This is a genomic window from Veillonella dispar, from assembly GCF_900637515.1.
Lineage (GTDB): Bacteria > Bacillota > Negativicutes > Veillonellales > Veillonellaceae > Veillonella > Veillonella dispar.
Genome location: NZ_LR134375.1, coordinates 1,555,001 through 1,568,513, shown reverse-complemented (window position 1 = coordinate 1,568,513; position 13,513 = coordinate 1,555,001). Strand labels below are relative to the sequence as shown.

Below are 13,513 nucleotides of genomic sequence, written 5' to 3'. Positions count from 1 at the left end.
AATAATACTTAGCGCTCTTTTGAGTTATTTATTATATCCCTTATATGAACTGACAGATTATAGAGAAGAATTTACGTCAATCGTTATAATCGCTGCGATAATCATTAAAATAATTATTAATTTATCTATATTTATGATGGCCGATAGAATAACAACGAAATGGATTTCTAAATTACTATTACTTCTATGGGTTGTTCTTGTTGAATGTTTGTATATGCCTATTTATTTATCATATATTGTTTTCTTGTGTGTTTCAGGTGGAATTGTTTTAATAGAACGTTTTAGGGGGAGAAGAAAGCCTATTTAGTTTAGATTCGTAATTACTCTTATAGCGCTCACCTTTGAAATATGATATACTATTCTAACGCGCATAATTCGTGCGCGATAGGAGGAAACACATTTAGATGTTAGAAAAATTTGAACAATTAATGATTAGCGAACCTGTTCTAAGAGCGTTAAACGATATGGGCTTTGAAGAGCCTACGCCAATTCAGCAGGAAGCTATCCCAGTAGCCATGAGCGGTAAAGACATGATCGGTCAAGCTCAAACAGGTACTGGTAAGACAGCAGCATTTGGCTTGCCTGTATTGGAACGCGTAGACGGAAATGAGCGTCACGTTCAAGTAGTTATTTTATCCCCTACACGAGAATTAGCTATCCAAGTAGCTGAAGAGCTTAACAAAATGGCTCAATACACGAATATCACAGCACTACCTATTTATGGTGGTCAAGATATCAATCGTCAGTTCCGTGCATTGAAAAAGAACCCTCAAATCATCGTTGCCACTCCAGGCCGATTGATGGACCATATGGATCGTGGTTCTATCCACTTTGACCATGTGAAAGTTGTGGTATTGGACGAAGCCGACGAAATGTTAAACATGGGCTTTGTTGATGATATCAATAAAATCTTGGGTGCTATCCCAGAAGACCATCAAACATTGTTGTTCTCCGCAACTATGCCTAAAGCTATCCAACAATTAGCTGAAACATATTTGACAGAGCCAACATTGATTCGTATGAAACCGACTCAAGTTACGATGGACTTAATTGAACAATATTATATCGAAGTGCAAGACCGTCAAAAATTCGATGTTCTTTGCCGCTTGTTCGATATTCAAACACCTGAACTTGCTATTATCTTCACACGTACAAAACGTCGTGTTGATGAAGTAACTGAAGGTCTTAAAAAACGTGGTTACATGGCGGAAGGTATTCATGGCGATTTATCTCAACAAAAACGGGACAGCGTAATTCGTCAATTCCGCGAAGGTACCATCGATATTCTCGTGGCTACTGATGTGGCAGCTCGTGGTCTTGATATTTCTGGCGTATCTCACGTATATAACTATGATATGCCTCAAGATCCTGAAAGCTACACACACCGCGTAGGTCGTACAGGCCGTGCCGGTAAAGCTGGTCAAGCTTTCACGTTCGTTATCCCTCGTGAAATGGAGCATTTACATGCTATCGAGCGTTTAACAAAACGTAAAATCGCACGCCGCCGTGCACCTTCCTTAGGTGAAGTTCTTGAAGGTCAACAACGTTTGGCAATTGAAAGCCTCGTTGAAATGACAGATAATTTAGAAGCATTAGCGCCATTCAAATCTAGTGCAGAGGAATTGTTAAACGATACAGATTCCGTAACACTATTGGCAGCAGCTCTTAAATTGTTAACAAAAGAACCTGATACGACTCCTGTAAATATTACAGAAGAAAAACCATTACGTGTACGCCGTCGCCGTGAAGGTGGTCGTGGTGACCGCCGCCGTGGTGACCGTCGTAGAGATGGTGATCGCCGCCGTGATGGAGATCGTCGTCGTGATGATCGCCCTCGTCGCAGTCGTGATGACCGTAGAGGTGAACGTCGTGATGACCGTCGCAGAGATGATCGTAGATCTGATCGTCCACGTGGTGACAGAAAACCTCGTCATCAAGGTGAAGGTTTCAAACCTTACTTTAAAGAATAATAGAATGTGGATTGCTTTCGGGCAATCCACATTTTTTATTACTTAATAGTTAATACTATCTATCTTGATAAGTGTTGAGAATTCTGCTATAATAGATAATAATTATTTCTTGTGAATGGCCGATAATGGTCGATGCCTTATAGATTTCCAAGTGGAGAAAGGTAGAGTAGAGTATTATGGATATCGCACAAATTCTGCGTAGCCAAGGGTTCAAAGTAACCCCACAACGTATTGCGATTTATGATGCCTTGCGTGGTCATCATGATCATCCAACAGCAGAAATGTTGTATCATACGTTGCGCCCTGAACATCCAAGCATGAGCTTGGCAACAGTGTACAAGACGATGGAGATTTTTGAAAAAATCGGTCTTGTAAAAATTTTAGAAGTAGGTGATGAGCGCGCTCATTACGATTGGGACACACAAGCTCATTCCCATATCCGTTGCATTCGTTGTAATAAGGTAGAGGATATGATGGGCATTGATTTACAAGCTATCAAAACAATTGCTGATCAAGGTAGCGAGTATCAAATCACAGGTCAACATATTACCTTTGAAGGTGTATGCCCTGAGTGTGCTAAAAAAGAAAGCCATTAATACATAACCCCTGTCGCGAAGGGCTCCTTCACGGTAGGGGTTATATTAGTTATATATGTCTTATATTCATTAGGCTTTTGGAATAGATGTAAGCGTAATAGAATAGTTCTTAGAATTAAGTATGTTAGAATTATAAAATTATAGAATTATAGAATTATATAAATATAAAGGAGTAGTATGTTTGTCATCGGCAGTCATTTATCAATTAGCAAAGGTTATTTAAATATGGGGAAGGAAGCTACTAAAATTGGTGGCAATACATTCCAATACTTTACACGCAATCCTCGTGGCGGTGGTATGCGAGCTCTCGACTTAGAGGATATGAACAGCCTTGGTGCATATATGAAAGAACATAACTTTGGTACTTTATTAGCTCATGCACCATATACATATAACCCATGTGCTGCAAAGGAAGATTTGCGCGCCTTTGCTAAACAATCCATGAAAGAAGACTTGGAGCGCATGGAATATTTACCGGGTCAAATGTATAACTTTCACCCAGGTAGCCATGTGAAGCAAGGTGTGGATCAAGGCATCGAATATATCGTAGAATGTTTGAACGAAATCTTATTCCCTGGCATGAAAACAACCGTTCTATTGGAAGTAATGGCTGGTAAGGGCACAGAAATTGGTTCTCGTTTTGAAGAGATTGCACGCATCATCGATGGTGTTAAACTTAAAGAGTATATGGGCGTATGCGTTGATACGTGCCATATCCACGAAGGTGGTTACGATATTGTCAATAATCTAGATGGTGTTATTGACGAGTTTGATCGTATTGTAGGATTAGACCGTTTGAAAGCGATTCACTTGAACGACTCTAAAAATCCGATGGGCGCTCATAAAGATCGCCATGAAAAAATTGGGGAAGGTCATATCGGTATCGATGCCATCGCTCGCATTGTGACACATCCTAAATTGACGAACTTGCCGTTCTATTTGGAAACGCCAAATGAATTAGACGGCTATGCGAAAGAGATTGCTATGTTGCGCTCTATTGTAGAGAATCAATAATTAAGCTGAAACGTAGTTTTAGTTATATAATAATTTATATAACTACATTTACATAAGATATAGGGAGAGCTGGAAAGGGGGTTAAAATGCGTTTTTTACATACTGCCGATTGGCATTTAGGACGTATTTTTTATGGTCAGTACTTAACCGAAGACCAAGCTCATGTGTTGGAGAATCAGTTCTTTACTATTTTGAAGGATGAAAAAATCGATGGCATATTGCTAGCAGGGGATATTTTTGATCGAGCAGTGCCACCTATTGAAGCCATTGAATTATGGGATTCCATCATTACTCGTCTTGCTATGGACTACAAGGTTCCACTCTTTGTAGTTAGCGGTAACCACGATGGCGCAGAACGCCTTGAGGTAGGGCGTTCTATGTTGAGTCGTTCTGGAATCCATATTTGGGGATCCCCTCATCACGCATTACAACCGTTTGAATTTGAAGGGGCTGACGGTAAGGTCGCTATTTGCCCTATGCCCTTTAGCGAGCCGCGTCGTATAGGTGATGCATTAGGTTTGGGTGCATCTGTATCAAAACCTGTTGATATAGATATGACCGAGGACTCCCTGTTCTCCTATGTGGAGACTGAGGAGCAAGAGCCAGCCTCACTTAATTTACATAATTACGATCAAATGTATCAGGCCTGGAGTGACTACTTGTACAAACAAGTGCCAAAGGGTATGTGCAGCATTGCCATTAGTCATGCTTTTGTAATGGGCGGTGAAGTAGGTGGTTCTGAGCGCACATTGTCTGTCGGTGGTAGTGAACAAGTAAGTCCACAAGTCTTTAAGGACTTTCACTATACAGCCCTTGGACATCTGCATGGCCCGCAACGGATGGGGGCAGACTATATTCGCTATAGCGGATCGCCTTTAAAATATTCCTTTGATGAGCATACGCAGAAGAAGTCTTTTACCATCATAGATATGGATAAAAAAGGTAACGTAGATATTAGCACCATTCCTGTAGAGGCGAAACGTGACGTAGTGATTTTAGAAGGTTATTTTGAAGACCTGTTAAACAATAAGGAATTACAGGCTAAGCATAAAGATGATTATGTACAGGCCCGTTTGCTAGATACGATGCCTATTATGGATGGAATGGCTAAATTGCGCCAAGTATACCATCGCTGTATGACCATTGATTTAGTTGGTCGTGTAGCAACGCCTATGGCAGATATGGATGAAGCTGTATTTAAAGAGTTAAACGAGCGTGAATTATTTAATCAATTTGCCGAAACTGTATGGAAAGAACCATTAACAGAGCGAGAGCAACAATACATCAACTCTGTGTGGGACCGAATTTTAAAGGAGGACTAAATGAAGCCTATATCTTTAACTATAGAAGCCTTTGGTCCGTACCGCGATTCGGTTACCTTGGACTTTAACGAGCTTCAAGCCCATTCTATGTTCCTCATCTCTGGTCCTACGGGGGCAGGTAAAACATCTATACTAGATGCTATGGTGTATGCCTTGTATGGTGAGCCTAGTGGGGAAGTGCGCAAAACAGATGCTATCCGCAGTGACTTTGCAGAACCTGATCGTATGACGCGGGTAGATTTTTCCTTTGCTATCGGTGATGCTCTGTACCGTGTTGAACGATTGCCAAAGCAAATGGTTGCAAAGAAACGTGGTACGGGTATGCGTGAGCAGAATGCTAGTGCTACTGTATACAAAATGAAAGATGGGAAATGGAAGGTCATTGCCACCTCTGCGGCTGCTATTCGCGATACGATTCAACGTATCATAGGCTTTCGTAAGGATCAATTCTTACAGGTGGTTCTTTTACCGCAAGGGGAATTCCGAAAATTACTAGTAGCCTCCACCAGTGAACGGGAAGAGTTATTACATACACTCTTTAGAACCGAGTTATACCGAAGATTACAAGATGCCTTAAAAGCTGCTTATGATGACGCAAAAGCAGGGATTGAAGAAAATGTAACAAAACAGAATGCATTGCTACAATCCATTCCACATGACGAAGATATACCAGTACTAACCATTGAACATGTACGAGATCTTTTGAAACATAGAGAGCCACACCGAGATGCTCTTGTTATTGATCGTGATAAAGCTGTAATTGTAGTAGAGCAGTTCAATACGTTGAGAAATGAGTGGGCCTTATATAACCAAGCACAACAATCTCTTGCAGAGGCTACCTCTAAATTAGACCTCGTGAAAGCAAGAGAAGCGGAGCGTGCTAGCTTACGTGAAAAGGTACAGTTCCTGACCTCTTTAACGCCAAGTTTTGAGCTATATAAACAGGTTAGTGATAAACAGTCGGTGTTAAAAACCTTGGAAACGTCACTTTCAGAGGCTGAAAAAAATGTGGACAGTGCAACTCAATATGAGTCTAAATGTATAGAGGCTTATGCCGCATTAGAAGCTCAAGCTGAAACTATGCAAACTAAGCGAACTACGCTGGCCCAAATGGAACAACAATCAGGACAATTTAATGAGTTAGCACTGCTAAATAAGGAATTGAGCACATTAAAGAGTACATTAGTAACACAGGATCGTGAGAAAAGCGAAGCTGCGTTACAGGCGCAGCATAAGACAGTAGCTGATTTAGAGGCAAAGTTAGTTGCAGACAGGCAACAGTTACAAGGTAATAGCAAAGTCTTAGACTCTATTCCTCGTATCCAAGAACAGTTAAGTCATTTGCAACGATATTCTGAATTGGTCGCTGAGAAACAGAAGGTTCAAAATGATATTGATGCTAAAGATAAGGCATTAGCGACGATTGATGAATCCGTAAAGAATTCAAAGGTACAGCTTGAACGGTTAGAACATTTGATGGCAGAAGGGCGTGCCTTTGAACTCGTTCGTTTAGTGAAAGATAACGAACCTTGTCCAGTATGCGGCTCTACAGAGCATCCACAGTTGGCAGTCAAGCCTGAGTTATATCCTACTAAAGAGGAGATAGAAGATGCTCGTGCAGTGCGTGATCTTGAGTTACAAAAGCAAGCTAGTGAAATTGGTCAGAAAGAAACGTTAGCTCTTCGTTTACATGAGTTAGATGAACAAGTTGAAGATCAAGTCTCTAAACTCAAAACATGGATTGATAATTTTTCAGAAGAGGCTTTTGCTTCTGTTCAACAAGGCTTAGTATCTCAAATGGAGCAGCTTTCAACCTTGCGTAGCGACACTGAACAGCTGAGCAACACTATAGCTAACACTGAGGGTGACCTCAGTGCGGCTAAAGATATACTAGCGAAATTGGAGATGGCTCATAAGGAACTACTTGATAATTTGCATAATTTAGAGGTTCAGATTAGTACTGTACAGGCTAAGATTGATGCTCTTTCTGAAAGCTTGCCAACTACGGATGTAGCTGCATGGCATAAAGAGATAGAATCATTGGCATCTGAGCTTGCAGACTACGATGAACAGGTGAAGGTTTGTAAAGCAAATCTAGATTCTGCTAGAGAAGTACTTAATGCTAAACGGGGACGTCTAGAAACCTTATCTGCTCAAGTGCAGGAAGACACAAAAAATCTTGATGTAATTTATCAAGAATATGTAGAATCATTGCAATCGATTTCTTTGAGTGAAGATGATTTTATAGATGCGTTGGATGATTATAAGGCTTTAGATACGTTTAGAACTGAACTACATGCATTGGACGAGGCTTTCAATAAAACTCAAGCTGTATATGATGCGGCATTGAAACATGCTCAATCTGTAGTGGAGCCAAGTGATACGGTTTCCAATGAAGTATATGATGCGGCAGTAGAGCAGCGCGATAATTTGGTGGGTTCTCTTGCGGCTTGGGATAAAGAAACGAAACATATTGAAACAACACTGGCTTCCCTAGAGACACTTGAACAGGTTATGGGCGAAGCCCGTGAGGAAGTCACTTTCTTAAGTCGCCTAAATGACTTGGCAAATGGCGGTGAACAAGGGTTCAAAAATGTAACCTTTGAGCGCTACGTATTGGGAGCTATTTTAGATGAAGTTGTATATGCAGCTAATTTACGTCTTCAAACGATGAGCCGTAATCGCTATTCCTTGGAACGTTCTGACTATACTGGTGGTGGACGAGGCAAACAAGGCCTAGATTTGGCAGTTATGGATGCTTTCACAGGTCAATCAAGACCAGCGAACACCTTGTCTGGTGGTGAAACATTCTTGGCCTCTATGGCCCTTGCCTTAGGTCTTGCGGATGTCATCCAAAGTTATGCAGGTGGTATTCATATGGATACGATGTTTATCGACGAAGGCTTTGGTACACTTGATCCTGATACATTGGAACTCGCCATGGAAACACTGGTGAAATTACAATCATCAGGTCGTCTTATCGGCATGATTTCCCATGTACCTGAATTAAAGACTCGTATACCGGCCCACTTAGAGGTCACACGTGGTGACGATGGTAGTACGGCAAAATTTGTTATTAACTAGCTATAGAATTGTCAAATGTGATACTATTAAAAGAGGAGAATTCCTACAAAAACATACTGGAATTAATTAAGGAGGTCCTATGAAGTTTTCATTTGCTCATAATAATATAAATGTTAAGGATCTTGATAAGAGTTTAGCATTCTATAAAGAGGCCTTATTACTTGAGGAATCTCGTCGTTTGGAAGATCCAAGTGGTGCTTTCACTCTTGTATATTTAAAAAGTCCATACACAGCGCATGAACTAGAACTTACATGGTTACGCGACTGGGATCGCCCTTATAATTTAGGGGACAATGAATTCCACTTGGCATTTTATGTAGATGACTACGAAGCAGCTCTAAAAAAGCATAAAGAGATGGGCGTTGTAGCGTACGAAAATGCTGACATGGGCATTTACTTTATTGCCGATCCAGACGGGTATTGGACAGAAATCATTCCAGCAGGTAAATACTAATGGAATATATGTTAACTCGTTTAGAGTGGCTAGTTGGTCCTGATAAAATCAAAACCTTAAAAGATACGTCTGTGGCTCTCTTTGGTGTTGGTGGCGTTGGTGGCGGTGCCCTCGAGGCACTAGTTCGAGCTGGTGTGGGACGCATCGTTCTTATCGATGGCGACTCTATTGCACCTAGTAACTTAAACCGCCAAATGATTACGACCCATGACACAATTGGAGAGCGTAAGGTAGAGGTCGCAAAGGCACGAGCACTTTCTATTAATCCAGATGTAGTGATAGAAACTCATGATATTATGTATACGGAGGAAAATTACCCTGGATTTATTCAAAGCTTGAACGTTGATTATGTAATCGATGCCATCGATATGGTAACGGCAAAACTTAATATTATTGAGGTGTGTCAACGTGAAAGCATCCCTGTTATTTCTTGTATGGGCGGCGGCAATCGCTTTTACCCTGAAAAACTTATGATTGCTGATATCAATAAGTCTCATACATGTCCTTTGGCGCGCGTTATGCGTCGGGAGCTCAAAAAACGGGGTATTAAAAAGCAATTAGTTTTATTTTCTACAGAAAAACCAACAAAACCACAGTTCCGCGGCGAAGCAACAAGCCCTGGTACATGTAGTTTTGTGCCACCAGTGGCAGGTTTTATATTAGCAGCACATGTGTTGCGTACAATTTTGGAGGTACCTGAACAATGAAAAAAGCAAAAATCCATATGGCTGACGGCGGCGATATTGTAATTGAATTATTTGATAAAGAAGCTCCTGGCACAGTACAAAACTTCATTGATTTGATCAATAAAGGTTTCTACAATGGTCTTCGTTTCCACCGTGTAATTCCTGGTTTCGTAGCTCAAGGTGGTTGCCCTAATGGCAATGGTACAGGTGGTCCTGGCTACACAATTAAAGATGAATTAATTGGTAACCCACACAAACACGAACGTGGTGCATTGTCTATGGCTCACCGTGGTCCTAATACTGGTGGTAGCCAATTCTTTATCGTATACGAACCACAACCTCATTTGGATGGTGTACATACAGTATTTGGTAAAGTAATTGAAGGTATGGACGTAGTTGATGGTATCCATCAAGGTGCTATCATGGAAACTGTTGAAGTAATCGAAGGTTAATCTCATGAATGATGTATCTATTAAACATCCGGAATGGCTATATATTGATGTAGACGGAAAGACATCATATGGGTATGACCAAGAGTGGTTCACAGATGAGTGGCAACGCCTGTCTGGTTGTGGTCCTACATCGGCATCACAAGTTTTGAGTTATTCGCTATTTAGGGATGGCTTATTAGATTTAGAAACCACATCCGATCAAACGCTTGCTTTAGAACGGATGAACTTAGTTTGGAAATATGTAAAGCCACGCTTTGGTGGTGGTGTTTATAAGACTCAATGGATGGAACGTGGTCTTACTCGTTTACTGGAGGATAAAGGCCTATCTTATGATGTACATATGTTGAATGTATCTCCGTTCTGCGCATCTCGTGTAGAGGTGGAGGCTGCAGCTCAGTTTATTCATGATGCATTGGCGCAAGATGTGCCTGTAGCATTTTTGAATCGTCATAAGGGTAAAGAAAAAGCTCTTTATACATGGCATTGGGTTCCAATTCACAAGATATTTATGGATGGCGATGATATTCGCTGTGGCATCTTTGATGAAGGTGAAATCCGTGATTTCTCGTTAGCAAATTGGATGAAAGACACTATTTTAGGTGGCGGTTTCTGTTATATTAGTCGTAAAGATTAAGAAACAGAGCAATTAACGTAATATACATACGCATCGCAATCATCTGCGGTGCGTATTGTAGTATAAAAGTAGGAGGTACTACATGAGTCAATGGATTACAGAGGAACAAACTCCTCATTTACGTCTTAGCGCTGAAGCAGAAGAGGTATTATACTCTGGTGAATCTGAGTTCCAAAAAATTGAAGTGTTTAAATCTAAAGAGTACGGTACGATGCTCGCATTAGATGGTGTATTCCAAACGTCTGAGCGTGAAGAGTTCATCTACCATGAAATGATGAGTCATGTTCCATTGTTTTTACATCCAAATCCTGAACGTGTATTAATCATCGGTGGCGGTGATGGTGGCGTAGCTAGAGAATGTGTACGCCATGATTGTGTAAAAGAAGTAACAATGGTTGAAATCGATGGTAAGGTTGTAGAGCTTGCTAAACAATATTTACCAACTATTGCTAAAGCTATGATTGAAAACAATCCTAAATTAACTGTAAAAATTGGTGATGGCATTGGCTTTATGGCAGAAGCAGAAGATTACTATGATGTAATTATTGTAGACTGCTCCGACCCAATCGGTCCTGGTGAAGGTTTATTTACTGAAGAGTTCTATAAAAATACATTAAAAGCTCTTAAAAAAGATGGCTTATTTGTACAACAAACAGAATCTCCTATGTTACATCAACCGCTTGTTGAAAAAGTGTTTGGTTACGTAAATAATCACTTCCCAATTGCACGTTTATATACTGCATTTATTCCAATTTACCCAGCAGGCATGCATTGCTTCACTTTAGGCTCCAAAACATTTGATCCATTAACATGGACTCCAAACCGTGAACAAAACTTTGAAACTAAGTACTATAATGCTGAAATTCAAAAGGCTGCTTTTGCTTTGCCAAATTTTGTAAAAAACTATTTGCTAACTAAGTAATTTATATGTATAATAGGGAAGCACCATTCGTGAGGCATTTGCTTCCGAAGTGCTTCCTTATGTATATAAGGTTAAAGGGTTTATATTAGAGATAATACGTTTCTTGATTTTTATTGTAAAAGTTAAATGAAATTGAGAAAAAGGTGTTGACACAAATCTCTAGAACAGATATAATTCTCTTTGTTACGAAGACAACGTCTTCGATACCTACAAGGTGGTGGGTATGGTGAAGCGGTTAACACGGCGGATTGTGGCTCCGTTACGCGTGGGTTCGATCCCCACTACTCACCCCATAACCTACACATCATAATCATTGTAGGGGTGTCGCCAAGTGGTAAGGCAACGGACTTTGACTCCGTTATGCGCTGGTTCGATCCCAGCCACCCCTGCCAACATGACTCACTAGCTCAGTTGGCAGAGCACCTGACTTTTAATCAGGGTGTCCCGCGTTCGAGTCGCGGGTGAGTCACCAAATTAAAACTCACAAACTTCGGTTTGTGAGTTTTCTATCTCTATTCATAGAGTATTTGGTTATGATTGTATGTATAAAATCAATCAAAAATAAGTTGAAAAAATCTTTGAAAAAGAGGTTGACGATTTAAGATTAGATTGATATACTATACAAGTCGTTAGGGCAACAACCTAACGTAACAGATCTTTGAAAACTGAACAATGATAGGTAATCAATCAATACGATTGAACATATGCCAGAGTGCGGGTTTTGACATAGTCAAAACCAACCATAATTCAAAGTTACTTAAATGTAACGACAACAAATAATGAGCTATTCAAATAGCTTCAAGATATCTTGGAGAGTTTGATCCTGGCTCAGGACGAACGCTGGCGGCGTGCTTAACACATGCAAGTCGAACGAAGAGCGATGGAAGCTTGCTTCTATCAATCTTAGTGGCGAACGGGTGAGTAACGCGTAATCAACCTGCCCTTCAGAGGGGGACAACAGTTGGAAACGACTGCTAATACCGCATACGATCTAACCTCGGCATCGAGGATAGATGAAAGGTGGCCTCTATTTATAAGCTATCACTGAAGGAGGGGATTGCGTCTGATTAGCTAGTTGGAGGGGTAACGGCCCACCAAGGCGATGATCAGTAGCCGGTCTGAGAGGATGAACGGCCACATTGGGACTGAGACACGGCCCAGACTCCTACGGGAGGCAGCAGTGGGGAATCTTCCGCAATGGACGAAAGTCTGACGGAGCAACGCCGCGTGAGTGATGACGGCCTTCGGGTTGTAAAGCTCTGTTAATCGGGACGAAAGGCCTTCTTGCGAATAGTTAGAAGGATTGACGGTACCGGAATAGAAAGCCACGGCTAACTACGTGCCAGCAGCCGCGGTAATACGTAGGTGGCAAGCGTTGTCCGGAATTATTGGGCGTAAAGCGCGCGCAGGCGGATTGGTCAGTCTGTCTTAAAAGTTCGGGGCTTAACCCCGTGATGGGATGGAAACTGCCAATCTAGAGTATCGGAGAGGAAAGTGGAATTCCTAGTGTAGCGGTGAAATGCGTAGATATTAGGAAGAACACCAGTGGCGAAGGCGACTTTCTGGACGAAAACTGACGCTGAGGCGCGAAAGCCAGGGGAGCGAACGGGATTAGATACCCCGGTAGTCCTGGCCGTAAACGATGGGTACTAGGTGTAGGAGGTATCGACCCCTTCTGTGCCGGAGTTAACGCAATAAGTACCCCGCCTGGGGAGTACGACCGCAAGGTTGAAACTCAAAGGAATTGACGGGGGCCCGCACAAGCGGTGGAGTATGTGGTTTAATTCGACGCAACGCGAAGAACCTTACCAGGTCTTGACATTGATGGACAGAACTAGAGATAGTTCCTCTTCTTCGGAAGCCAGAAAACAGGTGGTGCACGGTTGTCGTCAGCTCGTGTCGTGAGATGTTGGGTTAAGTCCCGCAACGAGCGCAACCCCTATCTTATGTTGCCAGCACTTTGGGTGGGAACTCATGAGAGACTGCCGCAGACAATGCGGAGGAAGGCGGGGATGACGTCAAATCATCATGCCCCTTATGACCTGGGCTACACACGTACTACAATGGGAGTTAATAGACGGAAGCAATACCGCGAGGTGGAGCAAACCCGAGAAACACTCTCTCAGTTCGGATCGTAGGCTGCAACTCGCCTACGTGAAGTCGGAATCGCTAGTAATCGCAGGTCAGCATACTGCGGTGAATACGTTCCCGGGCCTTGTACACACCGCCCGTCACACCACGAAAGTCGGAAGTGCCCAAAGCCGGTGGGGTAACCTTCGGGAGCCAGCCGTCTAAGGTAAAGTCGATGATTGGGGTGAAGTCGTAACAAGGTAGCCGTATCGGAAGGTGCGGCTGGATCACCTCCTTTCTAGGGAGACA

10 protein-coding genes, 3 tRNA genes and 1 rRNA gene are annotated in these 13,513 nt (G+C 41.9%); all 14 read left to right on the top strand.

What is annotated here, in order from left to right; all coding sequences use genetic code 11:
- Positions 1-404: 404 nt before the first annotated feature.
- The 14 genes from cshA (at position 405) to EL171_RS07210 (ending at position 13,502) form a co-directional block, all read left to right on the top strand.
- The gene (cshA, locus tag EL171_RS07275) at positions 405-1,970 is read left to right on the top strand and encodes a degradosome RNA helicase CshA (protein ID WP_005385668.1); all 1,566 of its coding nucleotides are present in this window, start codon (positions 405-407) and stop codon (positions 1,968-1,970) included.
- A gap of 176 nt (positions 1,971-2,146) precedes the next feature.
- Entirely contained in the window at positions 2,147-2,566 is a 420-nt protein-coding gene (locus tag EL171_RS07270) for a Fur family transcriptional regulator (protein WP_005385669.1), read from the top strand.
- 177 nt (positions 2,567-2,743) lie between these two features.
- The gene (locus tag EL171_RS07265) at positions 2,744-3,580 is read left to right on the top strand and encodes a deoxyribonuclease IV (protein WP_005385676.1); all 837 of its coding nucleotides are present in this window, start codon (positions 2,744-2,746) and stop codon (positions 3,578-3,580) included.
- 86 nt (positions 3,581-3,666) lie between these two features.
- A complete protein-coding gene (locus EL171_RS07260) occupies positions 3,667-4,902 on the top strand; it encodes an exonuclease SbcCD subunit D (protein WP_005385679.1) in 1,236 nt (411 codons plus the stop codon).
- On the top strand, positions 4,903-7,986 hold the full coding sequence (locus EL171_RS07255) for an AAA family ATPase (RefSeq protein ID WP_005385680.1): 3,084 nt from the start codon (positions 4,903-4,905) through the stop codon (positions 7,984-7,986). It abuts the gene before it with no gap.
- 79 nt (positions 7,987-8,065) lie between these two features.
- Positions 8,066-8,440, top strand: a complete 375-nt coding sequence (locus tag EL171_RS07250; RefSeq protein WP_004695332.1) for a VOC family protein — start codon at positions 8,066-8,068, stop codon at positions 8,438-8,440.
- Positions 8,440-9,147, top strand: coding sequence for a tRNA threonylcarbamoyladenosine dehydratase (locus EL171_RS07245; protein ID WP_005385682.1), 708 nt, complete (start codon positions 8,440-8,442; stop codon positions 9,145-9,147). Before EL171_RS07250 ends, EL171_RS07245 begins: the two co-directional genes overlap by 1 nt.
- A complete protein-coding gene (locus tag EL171_RS07240) occupies positions 9,144-9,578 on the top strand; it encodes a peptidylprolyl isomerase (protein WP_005385683.1) in 435 nt (144 codons plus the stop codon). Before EL171_RS07245 ends, EL171_RS07240 begins: the two co-directional genes overlap by 4 nt.
- Before the next feature lie 4 nt (positions 9,579-9,582).
- On the top strand, positions 9,583-10,212 hold the full coding sequence (locus EL171_RS07235) for a hypothetical protein (RefSeq protein WP_005385684.1): 630 nt from the start codon (positions 9,583-9,585) through the stop codon (positions 10,210-10,212).
- Positions 10,213-10,294: 82 nt separating this feature from the next.
- Positions 10,295-11,134: a polyamine aminopropyltransferase gene (gene speE / locus EL171_RS07230; protein ID WP_005385685.1), complete on the top strand. Its 840-nt coding sequence runs from the start codon at positions 10,295-10,297 to the stop codon at positions 11,132-11,134.
- A gap of 217 nt (positions 11,135-11,351) precedes the next feature.
- Positions 11,352-11,427, top strand: a tRNA-His gene (locus EL171_RS07225).
- Between the two features lie 24 nt (positions 11,428-11,451).
- Positions 11,452-11,526: transfer RNA gene (locus EL171_RS07220), tRNA-Gln, on the top strand.
- A 4-nt stretch (positions 11,527-11,530) separates the two neighbouring features.
- Positions 11,531-11,606: transfer RNA gene (locus EL171_RS07215), tRNA-Lys, on the top strand.
- A gap of 333 nt (positions 11,607-11,939) precedes the next feature.
- Positions 11,940-13,502: ribosomal RNA gene (locus EL171_RS07210) — 16S ribosomal RNA — on the top strand.
- The last annotated feature ends 11 nt before the right edge of the window (positions 13,503-13,513 follow it).